The organism is Enterococcus villorum, from assembly GCF_007990225.1.
Taxonomy (GTDB): domain Bacteria; phylum Bacillota; class Bacilli; order Lactobacillales; family Enterococcaceae; genus Enterococcus_B; species Enterococcus_B villorum.
Window position 1 is genome coordinate 1 of record NZ_BJWF01000032.1, and the last position, 21,847, is coordinate 21,847.

19 protein-coding genes and 1 pseudogene are annotated in these 21,847 nt (G+C 37.5%); 1 reads left to right on the forward strand and 19 read right to left on the reverse strand.

What is annotated here, in order from left to right:
• From EVI01_RS10255 to purC, 19 genes and pseudogenes are all read right to left on the reverse strand, one after another.
• Positions 1 to 539, reverse strand: a 539-nt coding sequence (locus EVI01_RS10255) for a hypothetical protein (protein ID WP_146811648.1), incomplete at its 3' end; no start/stop codon positions are given.
• A gap of 16 nt (positions 540 to 555) precedes the next feature.
• Entirely contained in the window at positions 556 to 723 is a 168-nt protein-coding gene (locus EVI01_RS13715; protein ID WP_010751157.1) for a hypothetical protein, read from the reverse strand.
• Positions 724 to 1,029: 306 nt separating this feature from the next.
• Positions 1,030 to 2,436 carry a dihydrolipoyl dehydrogenase gene (lpdA, locus tag EVI01_RS10260; RefSeq protein ID WP_010751158.1) on the reverse strand — a complete coding sequence of 469 codons (1,407 nt, stop codon included), beginning with the start codon at positions 2,434 to 2,436 and terminating at the stop codon, positions 1,030 to 1,032.
• A gap of 7 nt (positions 2,437 to 2,443) precedes the next feature.
• Positions 2,444 to 4,093, reverse strand: a complete 1,650-nt coding sequence (locus tag EVI01_RS10265) for a dihydrolipoyllysine-residue acetyltransferase (protein WP_010751159.1) — start codon at positions 4,091 to 4,093, stop codon at positions 2,444 to 2,446.
• Positions 4,094 to 4,119: 26 nt separating this feature from the next.
• Positions 4,120 to 5,097, reverse strand: coding sequence for an alpha-ketoacid dehydrogenase subunit beta (locus tag EVI01_RS10270; RefSeq protein ID WP_010751160.1), 978 nt, complete (start codon positions 5,095 to 5,097; stop codon positions 4,120 to 4,122).
• Between the two features lie 2 nt (positions 5,098 to 5,099).
• On the reverse strand, positions 5,100 to 6,209 hold the full coding sequence (gene pdhA / locus EVI01_RS10275; protein WP_010751161.1) for a pyruvate dehydrogenase (acetyl-transferring) E1 component subunit alpha: 1,110 nt from the start codon (positions 6,207 to 6,209) through the stop codon (positions 5,100 to 5,102).
• Positions 6,210 to 6,668: 459 nt separating this feature from the next.
• Positions 6,669 to 8,096, reverse strand: a complete 1,428-nt coding sequence (locus EVI01_RS10280) for an aminotransferase-like domain-containing protein (RefSeq protein ID WP_010751162.1) — start codon at positions 8,094 to 8,096, stop codon at positions 6,669 to 6,671.
• Positions 8,097 to 8,213: 117 nt separating this feature from the next.
• A complete protein-coding gene (guaC, locus tag EVI01_RS10285; RefSeq protein ID WP_010751163.1) occupies positions 8,214 to 9,191 on the reverse strand; it encodes a GMP reductase in 978 nt (325 codons plus the stop codon).
• Positions 9,192 to 9,400: 209 nt separating this feature from the next.
• Positions 9,401 to 9,751 (reverse strand): hypothetical protein, encoded by a 351-nt coding sequence (locus EVI01_RS10290; RefSeq protein ID WP_010751164.1) that lies wholly within the window; start codon positions 9,749 to 9,751, stop codon positions 9,401 to 9,403.
• Positions 9,752 to 9,847: 96 nt separating this feature from the next.
• The gene (locus tag EVI01_RS10295; RefSeq protein WP_010751165.1) at positions 9,848 to 10,762 is read right to left on the reverse strand and encodes an aldo/keto reductase; all 915 of its coding nucleotides are present in this window, start codon (positions 10,760 to 10,762) and stop codon (positions 9,848 to 9,850) included.
• Between the two features lie 118 nt (positions 10,763 to 10,880).
• Entirely contained in the window at positions 10,881 to 12,155 is a 1,275-nt protein-coding gene (gene purD, locus EVI01_RS10300; RefSeq protein ID WP_010751166.1) for a phosphoribosylamine--glycine ligase, read from the reverse strand.
• A gap of 21 nt (positions 12,156 to 12,176) precedes the next feature.
• Positions 12,177 to 13,712, reverse strand: a complete 1,536-nt coding sequence (gene purH / locus EVI01_RS10305) for a bifunctional phosphoribosylaminoimidazolecarboxamide formyltransferase/IMP cyclohydrolase (protein WP_010751167.1) — start codon at positions 13,710 to 13,712, stop codon at positions 12,177 to 12,179.
• Positions 13,705 to 14,298: a phosphoribosylglycinamide formyltransferase gene (purN, locus tag EVI01_RS10310; protein WP_010751168.1), complete on the reverse strand. Its 594-nt coding sequence runs from the start codon at positions 14,296 to 14,298 to the stop codon at positions 13,705 to 13,707. Before purN ends, purH begins: the two co-directional genes overlap by 8 nt.
• Positions 14,295 to 15,338, reverse strand: a complete 1,044-nt coding sequence (purM, locus tag EVI01_RS10315; protein WP_146811650.1) for a phosphoribosylformylglycinamidine cyclo-ligase — start codon at positions 15,336 to 15,338, stop codon at positions 14,295 to 14,297. Before purM ends, purN begins: the two co-directional genes overlap by 4 nt.
• A gap of 19 nt (positions 15,339 to 15,357) precedes the next feature.
• Positions 15,358 to 16,796 (reverse strand): annotated as a pseudogene (purF, locus tag EVI01_RS10320) (amidophosphoribosyltransferase).
• A complete protein-coding gene (purL, locus tag EVI01_RS10325; protein WP_010751173.1) occupies positions 16,781 to 19,003 on the reverse strand; it encodes a phosphoribosylformylglycinamidine synthase subunit PurL in 2,223 nt (740 codons plus the stop codon). Before purL ends, purF begins: the two are co-directional and overlap by 16 nt.
• Positions 19,000 to 19,680, reverse strand: coding sequence for a phosphoribosylformylglycinamidine synthase subunit PurQ (gene purQ, locus EVI01_RS10330; protein ID WP_010751174.1), 681 nt, complete (start codon positions 19,678 to 19,680; stop codon positions 19,000 to 19,002). The genes purL and purQ overlap by 4 nt, the downstream gene beginning before the upstream one ends.
• A 1-nt stretch (position 19,681) precedes the next feature.
• Entirely contained in the window at positions 19,682 to 19,936 is a 255-nt protein-coding gene (purS, locus tag EVI01_RS10335) for a phosphoribosylformylglycinamidine synthase subunit PurS (RefSeq protein WP_010751175.1), read from the reverse strand.
• A gap of 14 nt (positions 19,937 to 19,950) precedes the next feature.
• Positions 19,951 to 20,667 carry a phosphoribosylaminoimidazolesuccinocarboxamide synthase gene (purC, locus tag EVI01_RS10340; RefSeq protein WP_010751176.1) on the reverse strand — a complete coding sequence of 239 codons (717 nt, stop codon included), beginning with the start codon at positions 20,665 to 20,667 and terminating at the stop codon, positions 19,951 to 19,953.
• 255 nt (positions 20,668 to 20,922) lie between these two features.
• Here purC and EVI01_RS10345 point away from each other — a divergent pair, with 255 nt between their 5' ends.
• Positions 20,923 to 21,300, forward strand: coding sequence for a hypothetical protein (locus EVI01_RS10345; RefSeq protein ID WP_010751177.1), 378 nt, complete (start codon positions 20,923 to 20,925; stop codon positions 21,298 to 21,300).
• Positions 21,301 to 21,847: the final 547 nt, after the last annotated feature.

The following is a 21,847-nucleotide window of genomic DNA, read 5'->3' on the forward strand; positions in this document are numbered from 1 at the left end:
ATTTCTTGTTCTCCAAATATTTCTTCTAACAAACGAGTGTCTTTATTCGGTGTCTCAAATGTTAGTTTTCTTTCAATTATGGATGCATGGTGGCTTGGTTCTTCTATTTCCCTATCAATATCTAAATCTACATTCAAATTTAAATTACTCGGTTCGGTTTCGCCTGTTTGATCTGATAATTTTTTTTCACTTTGTAAATTGGTATTTGAGTCTGGTTGTTTTAACCAATACGATATAGTCGCCTTTGGAACCCCAGTGATTCTCCTAGTAAGTGCTACGTTACCTTTATCAAATTTATTTTGCTTATATTTATCGAACATAGAAATATAATTTGCTTTTTCTTTATCAGAATATTTTCTTACTATGCGCTTAGGTGAATCGTTAAGGACCTTCTCTTGGAATACTTTTAACTGTTCTTCAGAGGCTGTAGTAGGTCTAGCATTTTGTTCTACATAGTTAGCAATAGAAATAGAAACAGAAGGATAGAGAAAGTAATTATTTAAAAGATTTTTTTCTCTTCTACTGTACCATTTAGCCAAACTGTTTTTTCTTTTATCAACTTCCCATACCTTTTTTTATCTCAAATGAAACAGCATTTGAACTCAGTCTATACTTTTTACTAATTTTCCGTATACTCATGAATGGATCATTCACATACTCTTCTACAGCTTTAGCTAGTCTCTTTTTTCTTTCTTCTTTCTTCTGTCTGGGCTGTTCGTTCATATTTTTATCTCCATGTACTTAAGATTTTTCAATAAGATAAGTTTATTATTCTTTTTCTAAAAATAACTTACCACGAAAACGCTTACAAATAAGAAACATTTTAATTTTTTTTTTGAAAATTATGTTCATGTTAATAGGCGATGTAAGAAAAAATGGCTATAAATTAAGAGAAAATTTTGTTATAATGAAAGTTTTTTTATTTTTAACTAAGTAAATAATCAAAAAGAACAAACAACTCATCTAATTAAGATTGGTTGTTTGCTCTTTTTTTGACTTTACATTTGATTTTTATTCAAATATAATCTTTTAAATATGGATAGGCAATCCTAACGCTAATTCTGCCGCATCCATAGTAATTTCTCCTAATGATGGGTGTGGATGAATCGTTAAAGCAATGTCTTCTGCGTTCATACCAGATTCGATCGCTAAGGCTAATTCAGATACCATATCACTAGCACCGACACCACCAATTTGTGCGCCGATGATTACGTTATCTTCATTTGTCGTTACTAAGCGAATAAATCCTTCCGTTTTGGCTAGTGACAATGCACGACCATTACCTGAGAACGGGAATTTGTAAGCAGTTGCTTCAATTCCTGCTTCTTTTGCTTCTTTAATCGTCATCCCTACAGAAGCTAATTCAGGATCAGTAAATGCAACTGCTGGCATTGCTTTGTAATCGACCGCTACTTTTTTACCTGAGATAGCTTCAGCAGCGATTTTTGCTTCATAGCTCGCTTTATGAGCCAAAGCAGCTCCTGGAACAATATCGCCAATTGCATAGATATTTGGAACATTCGTACGTCCTTGTTTGTCCACTGGAATCAACCCACGTTCACCTACTTCGACACCCGCTTGTTCCAATCCCATGTCATCGGTATTTGGACGACGACCAACTGTCACCATCACATAATCTGCTGTAACTGTTTCTTCTTTACCATCAACCGCATATTTTACTGTTACACTGTCACCATTGTCTACTGCTTCTTTAGCCATCGCATTTGTGACAATCGTGACACCTTTTTTCTTGAAATCGTCTTCCACTAATTTTACCAAGTCTTTTTCATAAGTCGGCAAAATTTGAGGAGAGCCTTCAAGAATCGTAACTTCTGCACCTAGATTTGCATAAGCAGCTCCTAATTCAGAACCGATGACACCGCCACCGATAACAACAAATTTTTTCGGTACTTCTTTCAAAGCTAAGCCACCAGTAGAATCTAACACACGTCCGCCAAATTTAAAACCAGGGATTTCGATTGGACGAGAACCAGTGGCAATGATCGCATTATTGAAATAATAAGTTTGCGCAGAATCAGGATGGATCACACGTAATGTATGATCATCTACAAAAAACGCTTCGCCTTCAATTGTTTCCACTTTGTGTTTTTTTAATAAAAAGCCAACGCCAGAAGTTAAGGTTTTTACTACTTTGTTGTCTTTCCAATCTTGCGTTTTAGCAAAATCAAGTTTGACATTTTCACTTGTGACACCAAACAAAGTCGAATCCAAGGATTCTTGATAATGATGTCCTGCTGCAATCAATGCTTTTGAAGGAATACAGCCAACGTTTAAACATACGCCACCAATATATTCTCTTTCAATGATTGCTACTTTTTGTCCCATTTCAGCAGCACGGATGGCAGCCACATAGCCACCAGGTCCCGCACCGATTACAACTGTATCTAATTCAACAGCAAAATCTCCAACTACCATTTGTTTATCATCCTTCCATCATCAATAACTCAGGATCAGCTAAAAGACGCTTGATATTATTCATTGCTTGTTGCGCAGTTGCGCCGTCGACGATACGATGATCGAAACTTAAGGAAAGTTTCATCATGCGTCCCACCACGATTTCCCCTTCACCATTGACAATTGGTTGTTGGGCAATGGTTCCTACGCCTAAAATTGCCACTTCAGGGTGATTGATGACTGGTGTGAACCACCCACCACCTACAGAGCCAATGTTACTAATTGTGATGGTACCATTTCGCATATCTTCTGCTGATAATTTACCGTCATGAGCTAATTTTGCTTTTTCATTAATTTCATCAGCAATCGCAAACATTCCTTTACGGTCTGCATCTTTCACGTTCGGTACGTATAATCCATGATCCGTATCCGTCGCAATACCGATGTTATAGTAATTCTTATAAACAATTTCTTGTTTTGCATCATCAATTGACGCATTTAAAATAGGATATTTCTTCACTGTCGCAGTTAATGCTTTCACGACATATGGCAAGAATGTTAATTTTGTTCCATTAGCCGCAGCCACTTCTTTAAATCTCTTACGATTATCCCAAAGTTTAGAAACTTCCACTTCATCATGCAATGTGACATGAGGTGCTGTTTGCTTGCTGTTTACCATTGCTTTGGCAATCGCTTTACGTGTTGGCGTCATCGCTACACGTTCTTCAAGTTCACCTAAGTTGGATTTGAAGGCTTTAGCAGGAGCTGCTGGTTTACTATCAACTTTCGTTTCAGTTGTTGTTTCTTCAACTATTGCTGGTGTTTCTTGTTTCGTAGGCACACTTTCACTTGTTCTGCCACCAGATAGATAGCTTTCGATATCCTCTTTTGTGACACGGCCACCCTTACCAGTCGCTGTTACTTGGGTAATATCGACATCTTTTTCACGAGCAAATTGTCGAACGGAAGGCATAGCTAGAACACGTTTGTTTGGATCAGCTGCCTCTACAACTGAAGCAGAACCAGAAGTTTCTACTTTTATTTGCGTTGTAGGTGCTTTTTCTGCTGAAGTAGTTGAAGGTGAGCTGTTATGTCCAGGTGCATCAATTTCCACCAATACATCCCCTACGTTTGCTACAGTTCCTTCTGAAACTAAAATATTTTTTACTGTTCCTGTTACCGGTGAAGGAATTTCTTCCACTGATTTATCATTTTGAACCTCTAATAACGTATCATCTTCATTGATCGTGTCTCCTGGTTTGACAAACCATTTGACTATTTCTCCTTCTGCGATTCCTTCACCAATGTCAGGTAATTTAAATTCAAAGACGCCATCGCCTGAATTGGTTGTACCTTCTGTTGGCTCAGCTGCTGGATGTTCTGGCGTTTGCTCTTTAGCAGCTACTCCTGCGTCACCACTAGAGTCGTTGTCTTCATGTCCGGGTGCATCAATTTCCACCAACACATCCCCTACGTTTGCTACAGTTCCTTCTGAAACTAAAATATTTTTTACTGTTCCTGTTACCGGTGAGGGAATTTCTTCCACTGATTTATCATTTTGTACTTCTAATAACGTATCATCTTCATTAATTGTATCTCCTGGTTTAACAAACCATTTGACAATTTCTCCTTCTGCGATTCCTTCACCAATGTCAGGTAATTTAAATTGGTATGCCATGATTTTCTTACGTCCCTTCTTATTTCTTAGAATTGCGCGATTTCTTTGACTTTTGCTTCAATGTCCGCTGCATTTGGCAACCAAATATTCTCCGCTTGTCCAAATGGGAAAACAGTGTCTGGTGCTGCCACACGTCCGATTGGTGCTTCTAATGAAAGGATCGCACGTTCTGAGATTTCAGAGATCACTTGCGCACTCACGCCTGCTTGTCTTTGTGCTTCTTGAACAACTACCACACGTCCAGTTTTTTCAACCGATTGGATAATGGTGTCCACATCAAGCGGTGCAACCGTTCTTAAGTCAATAATCTCTACTGAAATATTTTCTTTTGCTAAATTATCTGCTGCTTTGATTGCTTCTCGTACCATCGCTCCATAAGTAATGATCGAAACATCCGTTCCTTCACGAGTTACCGCTGCTTTATCTAAAGGTACTTCATAAGCTTCATCTGGCACTTCTTCACGGAATGAACGATACAATTTCATATGTTCTAAAAAGACAACTGGATCATTGCTCCGAATAGATGAAATCAATAAGCCTTTTGCATCATAAGGATTTGATGGAATAACCACACGAATACCTGGTGATTGAGCAATCAAACCTTCTAAATTATCTGAGTGAAGCTCTGGCGTATGAACACCGCCACCAAATGGTGAACGAATCGTAATTGGCAAGTTTCTTGTGCCACCCATTCGATATCTTGTACGAGCCATTTGTGCAACTACTTCGTCCATTGCTTCAAAAATAAACCCAAAGAATTGGATTTCAGGAACTGGGCGAAAGCCTTCTAGTGCTAGCCCGAATCCTAGACCAGCAATTCCTGATTCAGCTAAAGGTGTGTCGAAAACGCGTTCTTCACCAAATTTTTCTTGCAATCCTTCCGTTGCACGGAACACCCCGCCATTTTTCCCGACGTCTTCTCCAAAAACAACGACATTTTCGTCATTTTCTAGTTCAAGTGCTAAGGCATCTGTGATTGCTTGAATCATTGTTTTTTGTGCCATGATTATTTCGACTCCTTTGCTTCATAGATTGCAATTTGTTCTTTGATTGTTTGAGGTGAAACTTCAAACATATTTTTTAAGAAATCGGATACTTTTTGTTTTGGAATTTTATCCGCTTCAGCAATTGCCGCTTTGATTTCTTCTTTTGTTTGCTCGATAACTTGTTCTTCTTTTTCTTCTGACCATAATCCTTTTTCCGTTAGATAGTTACGGAAACGGATCAAAGGATCTTTTTTCTGCCACTCGTCATCCGTATCTTTTGAGCGGTAACGAGTTGGATCATCTCCAGATAAGGTATGTGGTCCATAACGATAGGTCAATGTTTCAATCAAGACTGGACCATTTCCGCTTGTTGCCCAATCACGAGCCATTTTAGATACTGTGTAAACAGCCAATGGATCCATGCCATCTACTTGAATACCTGGAATCCCTGCAGCTACAGCTTTTTGGGCTAATGTTTTCGCAGCCGTTTGTTTCTCACGTGGTGTTGAAATCGCAAATCCATTATTTTGGATATAAAACACTGCATTTGCATGATAAGCCCCGGCAAAGTTGATTGCTTCGTAAAAATCACCTTGAGAAGAACCGCCATCACCTGTATAAGTAAAGACAACATTTTTCTTATTTCTTTTTTTCAACCCTAAGGCAACGCCGGCTGCTTGAATGTATTGTGCACCAATAATGATTTGTGGTGGTAGAGCTTTCAATTCTTCTGGATAAAAGTTACCTGCTGCATGTCCACGAGACCATAGGAAAGCTTGAGATAAAGGTAATCCATGTTTGACTAGTTGAGGCACATCACGGTAACCTGGTAATAAAACATCTTCTTTTTCAAATGCAAAGGCGCTTGCCAGTTGGCTTGCTTCTTGTCCTGCTGTTGGTGCAAAGAAGCCTAGGCGTCCTTGACGGTTTAAAGCAGTGGAGCGTTGATCTAAAACACGTGACCAAACCATACTCGTCATTAATTCTACTAATTGATCATCTGATAAATCAGGAACAAGGTCTTGATTTACTACTTTACCATCTTGATCAAGAGCTTGATATACTGGAAAATCTGAATTGACTTCATCTAACAAAGCTTGAAAGTCGATTGGTAGTTTCTTTTTTGCCATTTGTCACACATTCCTCTCTCATCTATAAGAAATCTCATCATTCTACGACTGAAACAGCGATTAAAACTGTATCACTATTTAACTGTCTTCTTTTATAAATTATCATGTATTTTTGAGAAACACAAGCTAAAAGCATAAATTTTCACGATTTAAAAAAATTACAACAGTCCGCATCATTCCACATTTAGTGAACAAAATCACAAAGCAGAAAGCGGTTTACTATTTTTTCAAATAAAATACCTTTGTTTCATCCTCTCCCCCTTCTACTGTTATCATTAAATAAGCTTGTTGTTATACCATTTGTTTAAATTATAGGAAAAGCTAATGAGTCGTTCGTGACGAATTATACAAAGGTCTCTATTTTAATTTACTACTATATGTGTATTTTTTTCAACTAAAAAGCAACAGTCAAGAAAAACCTTAACTGTTGCACTGGACTATTTTGTTTATGTCCGCTATTTATTCTCTTAATTGCTGGGCTAAATTAGCCATTTTAGTTTTAAAAAATGGCAATTGACTTTCATTCATACGGCTAAAATTCACTCTCAAACCATTCGTCTCTTCCCCAAATAAAAAGCTTGGTGCAATCCCTATGCCCAAACGAATCATTTCTTCCGCAATTTCTCTCGTTAATTTCTTTCCATTCCAAGTAATCCAAGCATAATAGCCACCGTTTATTGGACATACTTCAAAGAATTGCTGTTCTTTTGCCCACTCTGTCAGCAAAAGACTTTTTTTGTATAATTCTTCTCTCACAGTAGATATTTTTGTATCATAACTTTCTTCAAAGACTGTCGTGGCTACCATTTGAGTAAATATACTCATTGAAAACTCCATTACTTCTTGTGCTTTTGCTAATCTAGTCACAAAAGAACGCAAACCAACGATCCAACCTATTTTTGTTGTTTGTCCGAGTACACGAGAAAGTGAACCGATATACAATACATTTTCTGGATCAATGGAATGAATCGAAGAAAGTTTTTGACGTTCAACCGTATGAAAAGATAAGTCACTAAACACATCATCCTCAATGATCGGTAATTGATATTTTCGGCAAAGTGTCACTAAGTCCTTCCGACGTTTTTGCGACATGACTTTTCCAGTAGGATTTTGAAAATTGGGATTGACTAACACTGCTTTTAATTTATTTTTTCGAATGGACACTTCTAACTTATTTAAATCTATTCCTTCCTTGTCCATAGGCACGCCATATAGACGAATCCCACTGGCTCTAAATAAAGATAATCGATAGAAAAAAGAAGGTGTTTCTACCGCAATAGTATCCCCATTAGATAAAATTGTTTGTAGAATAAGAAAAATAGCTTGTTGACCGCCACTCGTTATTAACAATTCCGTTTTTGAAAAATCAAAAAGAAATTTTTCCATTAAATAGTTTTTTATTTTTCTAATCAATGGAAGATAACCAAAGCAAGTCATTTGTTGCTCCTTTTCAATAATATCTTTCATTGAATAGGCAGGAAAGAGGACATTGGGCAATAACTCTTTGGACATTTCACTAGAAAATAAATCAAGAAAATCCGATTGTTTTTTCTTAGCATTCATTTGTCTTTCATACTCGTCATCGATTTGTTCGTAGCGTTGAGAAAACAATTCACGCCAGTTAACCCTAGGCACTACATATCTTCCCCATTGCGTTTGATTAATATAACGTCCACTGCCACGCTGACTAATAATTACACCAAGGTCCCTCAATTCATCTAACGCTCGAACGACTGTCGTACGATTTGACTGAAAAACTTGTGCAAGTTTTCTTTCAGATGGCAAGCGATCCCCAGGATTTAGTTGTCCTTTTTCAATGTTTTCCATCACTTGGTCCATGATTTGACGATACACAGGCCCTTTTTTTTTATCAATGATTTTCCACATATGTTTCGTTTCTCCGCTTCTCATTTTTCTAAGTTATTTTCTATTTTATCGAAGAATGCCCGAGAAAGAAATAAAAAAAGCAAAGTGCTTCTTTTACACACTTTGCTTTTTCCATGATTAAATAGTATCTCCGTTAAAAATGGAGTTTTTCACAATAACGTAATCAACCTTGCGAATGGCTTCGATGTCTTTGCCACCTGCATAAGAGATTGAAGATTGTAGATCTTGTTGCATTTCAATTAAAGTATCCTTTAAAGAACCTTTATGTTGGATCCAAATCTTCTTTCCTTCAACATTTTTCTTCTCGCCTTTTTGAAATTCTGAAGCAGAACCGAAATATTCTTTATAAACAACACCGTTTTCAACCATGGTTTCACCCGGAGATTCTTCGTGTCCAGCAAAAAGGGAGCCGATCATCACCATCGTTGCACCAAAACGTACAGATTTTGCTATATCACCATGTGTCCGAATGCCACCATCAGCAATAATCGGTTTTCTAGCAGCTTTTGCACACCATCTAAGCGCTGCTAGTTGCCATCCGCCTGTACCAAATCCTGTTTTAATCTTGGTAATACAGACTTTTCCTGGTCCGATCCCAACTTTTGTCGCATCCGCTCCAGCGTTTTCCAATTCACGAACGGCTTCAGGTGTTCCCACATTGCCCGCAATAACAAATGTTTCTGGCAAATATTTTTTTATGTGTTGGATCATTTCAATTACAGCATTTGAATGTCCATGAGCGATATCAATTGTTATATAGTCTGGAACTAAATTTTGTTTTGCTAGCTCTTCAACAAATACATACTCTTCTTTTTTTACGCCTACACTAATAGAAGAAATGAGTTGTTGTTCTTTCATTTTTTTCACAAATGGTATTCTTGAGGCTTCTTCAAAGCGATGCATAATATAGAAATACCCATTTTCAGCTAAAAATTGGGCAATAGATTCATCAATAATTGTCTGCATATTTGCAGGTACTACAGGCATTTTAAAAGTATGTTTACCTAATGTGACAGTCGTATCACACTCTGAACGGCTATTTACGATACATTTATTAGGAATGAGTTGGATATCTTCGTAATCAAACACTTTCATGGACAGGATCCTCCTAATGTTCGAATCTAGTAAAACACGAACATTCTTTGCTTATTTGGCGTCTTTTTTTAACACCTTAAGTAATTTACCGTATTTATAGTAAAAAATCAAGAGAAAAGACAAATAAAAAACTTTCAGATGCGTAAATATAAATGAATACACCCATTAAGTGAAATGTTCGTTAAAAACCACCTGCCGAGTCTACCTTATCAAGTTCTGTCCATTTTTTTTGTTGCTTCTTGCTTTTTACTTGACTCTTTTCCAAAGTTGTTAATAAGTTGTTTTGTTCTTGCTTTCACGACAAGTTGATTCATTTTTTGTGGTTCATTTTTTATTTTACTAGCTATGTTAGCCTTGGTTTTTTGCTGGGTTTTATCTGATTTTTCGGCATCCGAAAGTTTACGCATTTGTTTAGCGTTATATGCTTCTGTAGATAGTTTTTTTATTTCCTTTTCTCTGACTAATTTATTCGGATACTTCTCTATAATCCTGTGCGCTTTTTCTAATACTCGTTGATTGTATTGAACCTTGTCCAGGCCTTTTTCGTTTTTATTTTCCATTTTACCCCACACTCCTTAAATTTTCATTTAATTTCTTAACAATCTATGTATAAGTCGCTAGTTAAGAAAAAACTAACGACATTTCATTTTAAATGATTAAGGCAGAATATTGCCCGCTTCACGATAAAGTTCATACCAATCTTCACGGCTCATGACAATCTCAGATGCTTGGGCAATTTCTTTAATACGCCCAACATTCATCGTTCCAGCTATCACTTGGATATTTGCCGGGTGACGCAAGATCCAAGCGGAGGCTAATCCCGTAGGCGTGGTCTGGTATTTTTCAGCTAGCTCATTTAATTTTTGATTTAACTTTGGAAATTTCTCGTTTCCAATAAATACGCCTTCAAAAAATCCATATTGATAAGGTGACCATGCTTGAATTGTCATGTCATTTAAACGCGAATAATCTAATACACTTCCATCATGATCAATACTTGCTTCATCTGTCATATTCACGTGAATGCCTTGGTCAATCATCCCAGAATGTTTTAAACCAAACTGTAATTGATTGATTAATAATGGTTGCTTTACGTATTTTTTTAATAGCTCAATTTGCATTGGTTTTTGATTACTTACACCAAAATAACGTACTTTTCCTGATTTTTCTAATGCTTCAAATGCTTCAGCCACTTCAGTCGGTTCCACTAAAGTATCTGGTCGATGAAGCAATAAAGAATCAATATAGTCCATTTTCAGACGTCGCAAACTGCCTTCTACTGATTCAATGATATGTTTTTTAGAAAAATCGAACATCACACCAGGAACAATGCCACATTTTGTTTGAATAAAAAGATTTTCTCTTTTTAAGGACGTTTTTCCCAATACATTTGAAAAGATTTCTTCACATTCTCCACCGCCATAGATATCTGCGTGATCAAAAAAATTGATACCGTTATCAAAAGCAGTTTCAACAATTTTTTCGGGATTTTCTGCACCGTTAATTCTCATACAACCTAAAATGACTGACGAAACCATTTGATTTGAAGTACCCAATTTAATTTTTTTCATGAAAACCATTCCTTTCTTTCCCATTAGATTCTAACATATTTATCTTAAAAAAGGATTAAAAAGAAGTAAACCACTTTTTTCTTTGTAAAAGAAAAAAATGGTTCACCTTAGCGACACTTTAAATTTCTTTGTGGCTACCTTCCAGTGCTTTTAATCCAATATCTTTTCGATAGAAGGTTTGGGCAGTATTTTTTGATTGAAGCGTTTCGTAAACTTTTTTTCTAGCTGCTTCAAGCGTTTCACCAAATGCTTCCACTAAATAAATTCGTCCGCCAGCGCCCACCAAGTTTTTTTGTTCTTCTTTCACTCCTGCATAATACACGGTCGTATCTGCTTCTGAAAATTTTGGTAACAACATGTTCCTTGTATAATCACCAGGATAACCTTCAGCAGCTACTACCACCCCAATGTTATATCCTTCTTTTTCCCAGACCAAGTCAACCGTTTTGTTTTCTAATAAATCAGTAATCACTTGAGCCAAATCGTTTTTCAATCGAGGTAAAATTACTTGCGTTTCTGGATCACCAAATCTAGCGTTAAATTCAATCACTTTTGGTCCTTCTGTCGTGGCAATTAATCCGGCATACAAAATACCAGTAAAAGGACGTTTCATATCAATCATTGCTTTGGCAGCCGGTTTTAGTATTTGTTCGATTCCTTTTTCAACGATTTCTTCAGAAATTTGTGGAACTGGTGAATACGCACCCATTCCCCCAGTATTTGGTCCATTATCGCCATCATAAGCTCGCTTATGGTCTTGCGAGATAGCCATCGGATAGACGTCTTTCCCGTTGACAAATGCCAACAGAGAAAATTCTTCTCCTACAAGAAATTCTTCGACGACAATTTTCTGACCACTTTGGCCAAAACGGTCTTTTTCCAGCATATCGTAGGCTGCTTCGACTGCTTCTTCTAGCGTCATTGCCACAACTACCCCTTTACCTGCTGCTAAACCATCTGCTTTTATGACAATCGGCGCTCCTTTTTCTTCAATATATCGCTTTGCTTCAGGATAATGAGTAAAAGTTTTCGATTCTGCAGTTGGAATCTGGAATTGTTCCATCAATTCTTTTGCAAAGCTTTTCGATCCTTCAATCAGTGCAGCTGCTTTTGTTGGTCCAAATATTTTCAAGCCCGCTTCTTTAAAGTCATCAACGATTCCATTTAACAAAGGAATTTCTGGACCAACAAAACTCCAAGTGACATCCATGCGTTTCGCAAAAGCAATTAGATTTTGATGATCGGTTTCTTTTATGTTAACTAACTGAATACCATCTATTGTCATCCCAGGATTTCCTGGAGCACAATAAACCTTTTCAACTAATGGGCTTTGACCAATCTTCTTACCAATTGCATGCTCACGCCCGCCAGATCCTATAATCAATATATTCATTTGCTACTCCCTTTTATCATTTTAATGTCTGAAATGGCGAACATTTGTAAAGACCATGGCTACACCATATTTATTAGCCATGTCAATGGAAGCTTGGTCTTTAATACTGCCACCAGGTTGAATGATTGCTTTAATTCCATGTTTTGCTGCGTATTCAACGGAATCATCCATTGGAAAATAAGCATCACTTGCCAGCACAGCCTCTTTTGCCTTTTCTCCTGCTTGTTCAATCGCTATTTTTACTGAACCGACACGATTCATTTGTCCCGCTCCTATCCCTAGTGTCTGCTGTTTGTTCCCTAAAACAATCGCATTTGATTTTACGTGTTTGACTGCTTTCCAAGCAAAAGAGAGGGCGGCGATTTCATCAGCAGTCGGTTGACGATCCGTTACTACTTGCCAATCCTTTGCTTCTTCCATTGAGGTGTCTTTTTCTTGAATAAGAAGACCACCTAATACGGAAACAATATCATCCGAGTTTTTTTCAAGTTGTGAAGCAAAATCAACGGTTAATAAGCGCAAATTTTTCTTTGTCTTTAAGATTTCTAAACTTTCGGGTGTATAAGATGGCGCAATAATGATTTCCAGAAAAAGCTTATGCATTTCTTCTGCAGTCGCTAAATCCACTTCACGATTTAACACAATAATCCCACCAAAAATCGAGATTGGGTCTGCTTCATAAGCCGCCGTCCAAGCATCCAGGATTGTTTCAGCAGTACCGATGCCACAAGGATTCATATGTTTAAGTGCTACTACGGTCGGCGCATGAAATTCACTCATGATTCTTAATGCTGCATCTGCATCACGAATATTGTTAAAAGATAGTTCTTTTCCATGAAGTTGTTTTGCTTGGGCAATGGAATAGCTTTCTGGCAAAGCAGATTGATAAAAAGCAGCCTGTTGATGACTGTTTTCGCCATAGCGTAGTTCTTGTTTGCGTTCATAAGTAAGGGTTAACTTTTCAGGTTTTTCTTCCTTCACTTGCTCCGTCAAATATTGAGCGATCAAGGCATCGTATGCAGCAGTATGACGAAATACTTTTGCAGCCAATTTTTGACGCGTATGAAGAGAAGTTGCTCCGTTCGCCTTTAATTCATTTAAGATACCTGTATAGTCCGCTGGATCAACAATTGCCGTAACAAACTCATGGTTCTTAGCGGCACTTCGTAACATACTTGGACCACCGATATCAATGTTTTCAATGGCTTCCTTTTCTGTGACCCCGTCTTTCATGATTGTTTCTTTAAATGGATACAAATTGACACAGACAAAGTCGATGGGTAAGATTCCAGATGTTTTCATGGCGTCCATATGATCAAAAAGATCGCGGCGACCTAATAAACCACCATGGATGTTCGGGTGAAGAGTTTTCACTCGTCCGTCCATCATTTCAGGAAATCCAGTCACTTCTTCGATCGAAATCGTTTCAATTCCGGCTTCGTCCAAAGTTTTCTTAGTTCCTCCGGTTGAAATGATCTCAATGCCAAATGCTTGTAGCCCTTTAGCAAATTCAATGATTCCTTTTTTATCCGATACACTCAACAATGCTCTAGTCATTCTTTTGTTCCTCCACTTTTTTCATCTTTTCGATGACTTTTTCTATTACTTTTGGATAAGCTTGATGTTCTGTTTGATGGATTTTCGCTTCTAGACTCTCTAAAGTATCTTCTTTTGTTATCGAAACGGCTTCTTGGTAGATAATCGGACCCGTATCAACGCCTTTATCTACGTAATGGATCGTCACGCCAGTCTGATTTACTTTTGCTTCAAAGGCATCACGAATGCCATGTAAGCCTGGAAATTTGGGCAAGAGCGAAGGATGGATATTGATAATCCTCGTTTCATATGCATCCAATAGAACAGGACCGATAATACGCATATAGCCGGCTAACACAATTAAATCAATTTCTTTTTCTGCCAAAATATTTAAAATTTTTTCTTCATATTTCTTCTTTGATGGAAATTCTCTTGGTGAAAAGGCACTATAAGGCACACTTAGTTTTTGCGCGCGATGTAACACAAACGCATTCGGCTGATCGCAAAAAAGCCATTCAAAGGTATCTGTTCGATTTTGTTTGCGAAAATACTCCACTAGCGCTTGAAAATTACTCCCATTTCCTGAAGCAAATACGGCAATCTTCATTTTTCTTCCTCAACAAATAACACATTTTCTTTTTCATACGGTACCACCTGACCAATTCGATAAGCCTTTTCACCATGCGCCTCAATACTTTCTAGCACTTCTTCCACTTGAGAAGGTGAGACAGCTAGGACCATTCCAATTCCCATATTAAATATTTCAAACATTTCTCTTTTCGGTAGGTTACCTAAACGTTGCAAGCAATCAAAAATCGGTAATTCTGGCCAAGTGCCTAATTGGATAGAGGCAGCCATGCCTTTTGGCAACATACGCGGGATATTTTCCACAAAGCCACCACCTGTGATATGGGCAGCTCCTTTTATTTGTTGTTTTTTCAATAAAGGAAGTAAAGCAGAAACATAAATTTTCGTTGGTTTTAATAATTCTGTACTAAGTGGTTGAGGTAATCCATTGATGACATCCGTTAATTTAAAATCATGTTGTTCAAACAATATTTTTCGTACGAGAGAATAACCATTGGAATGAATACCGTTTGAAGTAAGTCCTAGAAGAACATCTCCTATTTTTATCTCACTTCCTGTAATAAGTTGAGACTTTTCAGCGATTCCTACAGCAAAACCCGCAAGATCATATTCATTTTTTTGATACATCCCCGGCATTTCTGCCGTTTCTCCACCAATTAACGCCATGTTCGCTTCAACACAGCCGGACGCAACGCCTGCCACTACTTTTTCTAATTTTTCTGGATCATTTTTGCCTGTTGCTAAATAATCTAAAAAATATAAGGGCTCAGCTCCTTGTGCTAAAATGTCATTGACACACATAGCCACGCAATCAATTCCGATCGTTTCATGTTGATCCGCTTCAATTGCTACCATCAATTTTGTTCCCACTCCATCCGTACCAGATACTAGAACAGGTTCTTTTAATTGAAACGGACTTAAGTCAAAACAGCCACCAAAACCACCTAAAGCGCCCATTACACCTAAACGTTCTGTTTTTTTTACGTGTTTTTTGATTCGTTCTACGACTTCATAACCAGCTTCGACATCGACGCCTGCATTCGCATAGGCATTTTTCATCTTATTTTTTCCTCCCTTATTAAAAAAAAGACACTTTCTCTTTCAACGATTCACGATATTTTTCTTCATAATCGTATAAAGGCGTTGGATAATCCCCATTGAAATAAGCCATACATAAACCAGAATAAGGCGCTTCTTCCTTAAGCCCAATGGATTGGATTAATCCTTCTTCACTTAAAAATTCTAAAGAATCAGCTTCGATGCACTGTCTGATTTCTTCCACGCTATGATTGGCTGCGATTAACTCTTTCCTTGTTTGAATATCGATACCGTAAAAACAAGGATACTTTAACGGAGGAGAAGCAATTCGAACATGGACTTCTTTTGCACCAGCTTCTTTCAATAAGCGCACAATTCTTTTACTCGTTGTTCCACGAACGATGGAATCATCGACCATGATGATTTTTTTTCCTTCTACTACCCCTCGTACGGCTGAAAGTTTCATTCTAACTCCTTGCTCTCTTAAAGCAGGTGTTGGTTGAATAAAGGTTCTTGCAATGTATTGGTTTTTTACCAAGCCAATTTCATAAGGGATACCGCTAGCCTCAGCATAACCGCTGGCTGCTGAAAGCGAGGAATTTGGAACGCCTACAACCATATCGGCCTCAACAGGTGCTTCCTTGGCTAAATTACGCCCCATATTTTTACGAGCAGTGTGTACATTGACTCCCGCAATATTTGAATCAGGACGGGCAAAATAGATATATTCCATTGAACAAATCGCTATTGTGTGTCATCTGTGTAGGTATCAATCGTGTATCCAGAATCATCAATGATTACTACTTCGCCAGGTCGTACGTCTTGAACAAAACGAGCACCAATGACTTCTAACGCACAAGTTTCTGAAGCCACAACATAGGCACCATTTTTCATTTGTCCAATTGCCAGAGGACGAAACCCATTAGGATCTAGTGCCGCAATCATGGCATCTTCTGTAAGCAAAAGATAGGCAAAGCCACCTTTGACCTGATTTAATGCTTCTTTTAATTTATCAAGTAAGGTTGTCTTTTCACTACGACGGATTAAGTGCATCAAAATTTCCGTATCTGAATTAGAATGGAAAATAGCCCCATTTTTTTCTAACGATTTTCGTAAAGAATGTGCATTCGTCAAGTTTCCATTATGTGCTAAACCAATAGACTGATCATAAAATTTGAATAAAAAAGGCTGAATGTTATCCACGCTACCATTGCCAGCAGTGGCGTAACGTACATGTCCAATAGCTGCTTGACCAGATAAAGCTGCTAATTTCCTTTGATCTTTAAAAACTTCAGAAAGTAACCCTAAATCACGATGCCCTAGCAGTTTTCCTTGATCATTTGAAACAATTCCAGCACCTTCTTGTCCACGATGCTGTAAACTATGCAGACCAAAATAAGTCACACTCGAAGCGTCTTGGTGTCCCCAGACACCAAACACTCCGCATTCTTCATTTAAACTTTTTACTTCATAAGACATTCGATTGCTTCCTCCCAGCTTTTTTTGGCTGTTGGAACATCTATCTGGATTTCCCCATCATTTGCTTTTAGATTTATGGTACTGTCCGAAGTCACCTGACCGATACATACTGCTCGTTCACCAAACATTTGTTCAAAATTTTCTTGATCGTTCGGATGAATGGTTAAAATAAATCTTGATTGTGATTCTGAAAAAAGTTGCGCTGTCGTTAGCGGAACGGACACATTTAAACCAAATTGATTGGCAAAAGTTGCTTCAGAAAGCGCGATTGCTAAACCACCTTCTGAACAATCATGTGCGCTTGTCACCATTCCTGTTTTAATCGCTGCTAAAAGTGTTTCTTGATTTTGTTTTTCAACCGCTAAATCAAAATGTTCGATATCCCCTTCGATTCGGCCCAATTGCATCTTTTGCAATTCACTTCCATTAAAATCGTCATAGGTCTCTCCGATAAGATAAATCAAATCATCAGCTGATTTAAATGATTGGGTTGTGATGTGTTGATGATCTTCAATTAAACCTACCATTCCAATCATTGGCGTTGGATAAATTGCCTTTCCATCCGTCTCGTTATACAAAGAAACATTTCCAGAGATAACTGGTGTCGCCAACATTTCACAGGCTTTGGCAATACCGTCTGCTGATTTTTCAAGCTCCCAGAATACTTCTGGTTTATCAGGAGATCCATAATTTAAGCAATCTGTAATGGCTAGCGGTCGCCCACCACTTGCGACAATATTTCTAGCTGCTTCAGCTACGGCTATCTGACCTCCAATTTCCGGATTTAAATAAATATAGCGCGCGTTACAATCAGTGGTTACAGCAATTGCTTTTTTCGTGCCACGTATACGTAAGACAGCGGCGTCACTTCCAGGTGTAACAACTGTATTTGTTTGCACTTGCGAATCATAGGTTTCATAGATGGAACGCTTTGAAGCAATCGTTGGTTGTTTTAATAAATCAAGTAACACTTGGGTTGCATTTTCAATCGTTGGTTGATATTGGCCAAGTTGTTTAAACGCTTCAATTCGTGCTGGTTCCTTTGAAGGTTTCATATAAACTGGCGCATCTTCGGCTAAAGCATCCACCGGCAAGTTAGCCACTTCTTCGCCATGATGATACAAACGATATAAGCCATCATCCGTGACTTTTCCTATAGTGACTGCATCTAAGTCATATTTTCTAAATAGTTCTTTCACTTTTTCTTCTGAACCAGCTTTCACACAAATTAACATCCGTTCTTGTGATTCTGAAAGCATCATTTCATAAGGCGTCATATGACTTTCTCGTTGTGGCACCTCGTCTAGTGTCAAGATCAATCCAGATCCAGCCTTTGAAGCCATCTCTGAACTAGAAGAAACCAAGCCCGCTGCTCCTATGTCTTGGATTCCCACCAAAATATCTGCATGTTCTAAAATTAGTTCCAAGCATGCTTCAAGCAATAGTTTTTCCATAAATGGATCACCCACCTGCACAGCAGATCGTTGTTGCTCTTCTTCTTGACTAAATTCTTCCGATGCAAAAGTTGCACCATGTATACCGTCACGTCCTGTTTTCGCACCAACATACATGATTGAATTTCCTACACCGGAAGCTTGGCCTTTTTGGATGTCTTTATGATCGATCAAACCCACACACATTGCGTTAACTAACGGATTTCCTTCGTAACATGGATCAAAAGCTACCTCGCCACCGACTGTTGGGATCCCAATACAATTCCCATAACCTGAGATGCCAGCAACGACCTCTTCTAATAAATATTTCGTTCGAGGTTGATTCAATTCGCCAAAACGCAAGGAGTCTAATAAAGCAATCGGGCGTGCGCCCATACTAAAAATATCTCGGATAATACCACCAACACCTGTTGCGGCTCCTTCATAAGGTTCAACTGCCGAAGGATGATTATGACTTTCTGCTTTGAAAACCACCGCTTGGCCATCACCAATATCGACGATACCTGCACCTTCACCTGGCCCTTGAAGAACATGAGGACCACTTGTCGGAAATTTTCGTAAAATTGGCTTAGAATTTTTATAGGAACAATGTTCACTCCACATCACCGAAAACAAACCAGTTTCTGTATAATTAGGCATTCTTCCGAGAATATCTTCTTCGATCATGCGATATTCTTCATCGGTTAATCCCCATTGCGAATAGATTTTCTTCTCTTTAATTTCTATTGGGCTTGGCTCATTCAACGTTTTCATCTTAAGCAATCACCTTTTTCAAAATTTTTTAACATTGAGGCAAAAAATCGTTTCCCATCTTCGGAGCCAAGTAATGCTTCCATCGCTCGCTCAGGATGAGGCATCATCCCCATCACATTTCCTGCCTTGTTAGTAATTCCTGCAATGCTTTCAACACTACCATTAATATTTTCATGCATGTAGGTAAATATAATTTGATTATTCGCTTTAAGCTCTTGTAAGGTTTCTTCATCGCAAAAATAATTTCCTTCGCCGTGAGCGACAGGTAAATGAATGATTTCATCCATTTGGTATTCAGAAGTAAAAGCACTTTGGTTATTTACTTTCAATGGAACAGTTTTACAAATAAATCGTAAAGATTCATTTCGTCTTAATACTCCTGGAAGAAGTCCTGCCTCAGTGAGGATTTGAAATCCATTACAAGTACCAAAAACCGGCTTTCCTTCGTTTGCAAAACGAATCACTTCTTTCATGATAGATGAAAAACGGGCAATCGCTCCACAACGCAAGTAATCACCATAAGAAAAGCCACCAGGAAGCAAGACACCATCATAACCATTTAAAGAGGTTTCATCATGGCGAACATAGTCAGCCTCAACATTCATCACTTCACGAATCGCCCATAACATATCTGCATCACAATTTGAACCGGGAAAGACGATCACCGCAAATTTCATCTTATCTTTCCTCCAATTGTTTAATTTCATAACGATATGTTTCCATATTGACATTTGCTAGTAATTGGTCGCAAATCGCTTCAATTGTTTCTTCCACGGATTCATCCTTTGAGGAAACTTGAATTTCAAAGTATTTTCCCATTCGAACTTCTTCAATCGAATCATAGCCTAAACGATGAACGGCGTTTTTTACTGCCTCTCCTTGAGGGTCTAATACAGAATCTTTATAAGTAACATAAACTTTCACAAAATACATGCTATTTTCTCCTTTCATAAACCAAGTTGAGTCAAACGTGTCAATACTTCTTGATAGACCGGAACAATTTCTCCGATTTTTCTACGATAGACATCTTTATCCATATGCTCATTCGTTTTTTGATCCCATAAACGGCAAGTATCAGGAGAAATTTCATCTCCCAATATGATTGTGCCATCTTGTTTTTTTCCAAATTCGAGTTTAAAATCGATTAATTGTAAATCAATTTTTTGAAACAATTGAATCAATACCTGATTAATTCTTTTTGCTTGCTGTTTTAATTCTTCGATTTCTTCTTGATTAGCGATGTTTAAAAATTTCACATGTTCATCATTGATAAAAGGATCGTCTAGTCGATCTTCTTTGTAATAAAATTCCACGATTGGCATAGTCAGTTTTTGCCCTTCTGGAACAGCAAGGCGTTTTGAAAAACTTCCAGCAGCGACATTTCTAACAACTACTTCTAAGGGAAGAATCTCTAACTTACTCACTAATTGTTCGGTTTTACTCAACTGACGAATAAAGTGGTTTTCAATGCCTTGTTCGGATAAATAATAGAAAATTTTGCTGGTGATTTGATTGTTCAGTTCCCCTTTTCCGGTGATTTGATCTTTCATCAATCCATTCAAAGCTGTTGCTTGGTCAAGGTATTCTACCCAAATCACATGTTCATCTGAAGTCTGATACATTTTTTTTGCTTTACCTTCATACAGCAAATTTTTCTTTTCCATTCCTGCATCTCCTTATTTTCTTTACATTTTAAATGAAAATAACTATATTTGTTCGCTTTTTCACTTTAAATTTTAACAAGGTTTTTTCTCGCAACCAACACAAAAGTGTACATTACACACATTAGAATTGTCTAATGTTCGGTTTTATCCCTAATCGTCCTCTTTCAAGCGAAGAAACAAGCGTTTACACTTGGAATAAATGATGCTATAGTAGAATTAGAATTGTTCTGGATAATTATTCAAGGAGGATGCTAAATGGAAGAGCCCATTACCTGTGCAAAGAGATTTTTAACGGATTTAACACCCGATGAAACGTCACGTTTATATAATGATCTATTGTCGATTAAAGATGTCTATTTATGCAACAAAGATACTAGCTTTTATACCTTCCGAAAGATTCGTCAGGCAGCAAAACGTCACGCTGAATGTCGCAAACGAACTTTTGAATATCAAACAAGTAATGCACACCAGCTTGTAATAAGTCAAATTCATGAACAACGATTATTTAAAAATCATTATCGTATTAAAGTGACTTATGATCAGCAAGAATTTGGCTATGATTTTATTGAGGAATTATTAGTGCTCCTTCATTCTAAGCACTTTAATTATATTAATCATGCGCTTTATGCATGAGATTTTTTGAATGCTACAATTAAAAAAAACACTTTATAAGTCAAATAAGGAAAACACTAACGCATTCGTTTCTTCATATAAAAAAATGAGACTGGGACAATCGTCCTTTTAAAAAAATAAGACTGATTTTGATGTGTATGGTCAAAATCAGTCTTATTTTTTTCTATCATAGTGCCTTCAGCCTCTAAGTATTCCGCTCGTTTTCTTAAATTTAGAACCATTAGAATGCTTAATTCCTTCATCTTTCCTTTGACTGTACCGCTAAAAAAACAAACACTTTGCTGGAAAGACGTCCACTTCTTCCTCTTCAAAGTAATGCCAATTTTCTACGTGAAATGGGTTGCTTTTCACTTTCTTTTGGGTTTCTTTGTGGTAACTGTTCTAAGTGATTAAAGATATTTTATGTAGACCATCTTGAATATACCTATCAGTTTCTTCACTGCCATAACCTGCATCTGCCACAATATATTTCGGTAACTCTTTGTACTGGTCGAAAATGTGATTTAAGGAATAAATTGTTCTATATCTAATGTTAAAATTGTGTGAT

Coding starts and splice junctions, on each gene's coding strand:
- purS (WP_010751175.1), bottom strand. CDS start 19,936: ATGTATTTTGTGAAAGTTTATGTTACTTATAAAGATTCTGTATTAGAC.
- purC (WP_010751176.1), bottom strand. CDS start 20,667: ATGGAAAAGAAAAATTTGCTGTATGAAGGTAAAGCAAAAAAAATGTAT.
- purM (WP_146811650.1), bottom strand. CDS start 15,338: ATGAAAAATGCCTATGCGAATGCAGGCGTCGATGTCGAAGCTGGTTAT.
- EVI01_RS10345 (WP_010751177.1), top strand. CDS start 20,923: ATGGAAGAGCCCATTACCTGTGCAAAGAGATTTTTAACGGATTTAACA.
- EVI01_RS10270 (WP_010751160.1), bottom strand. CDS start 5,097: ATGGCACAAAAAACAATGATTCAAGCAATCACAGATGCCTTAGCACTT.
- lpdA (WP_010751158.1), bottom strand. CDS start 2,436: ATGGTAGTTGGAGATTTTGCTGTTGAATTAGATACAGTTGTAATCGGT.
- purL (WP_010751173.1), bottom strand. CDS start 19,003: ATGAAAACGTTGAATGAGCCAAGCCCAATAGAAATTAAAGAGAAGAAA.
- purN (WP_010751168.1), bottom strand. CDS start 14,298: ATGAAGATTGCCGTATTTGCTTCAGGAAATGGGAGTAATTTTCAAGCG.
- EVI01_RS10280 (WP_010751162.1), bottom strand. CDS start 8,096: ATGTGGAAAATCATTGATAAAAAAAAAGGGCCTGTGTATCGTCAAATC.
- guaC (WP_010751163.1), bottom strand. CDS start 9,191: ATGAAAGTGTTTGATTACGAAGATATCCAACTCATTCCTAATAAATGT.
- purD (WP_010751166.1), bottom strand. CDS start 12,155: ATGAATATATTGATTATAGGATCTGGCGGGCGTGAGCATGCAATTGGT.
- EVI01_RS13715 (WP_010751157.1), bottom strand. CDS start 723: ATGAACGAACAGCCCAGACAGAAGAAAGAAGAAAGAAAAAAGAGACTA.
- purQ (WP_010751174.1), bottom strand. CDS start 19,680: ATGAAATTTGCGGTGATCGTCTTTCCCGGTTCAAATTGTGATGCAGAT.
- EVI01_RS10295 (WP_010751165.1), bottom strand. CDS start 10,762: ATGAAAAAAATTAAATTGGGTACTTCAAATCAAATGGTTTCGTCAGTC.
- pdhA (WP_010751161.1), bottom strand. CDS start 6,209: ATGGCAAAAAAGAAACTACCAATCGACTTTCAAGCTTTGTTAGATGAA.
- purH (WP_010751167.1), bottom strand. CDS start 13,712: ATGACTAGAGCATTGTTGAGTGTATCGGATAAAAAAGGAATCATTGAA.
- EVI01_RS10265 (WP_010751159.1), bottom strand. CDS start 4,093: ATGGCATACCAATTTAAATTACCTGACATTGGTGAAGGAATCGCAGAA.
- EVI01_RS10290 (WP_010751164.1), bottom strand. CDS start 9,751: ATGGAAAATAAAAACGAAAAAGGCCTGGACAAGGTTCAATACAATCAA.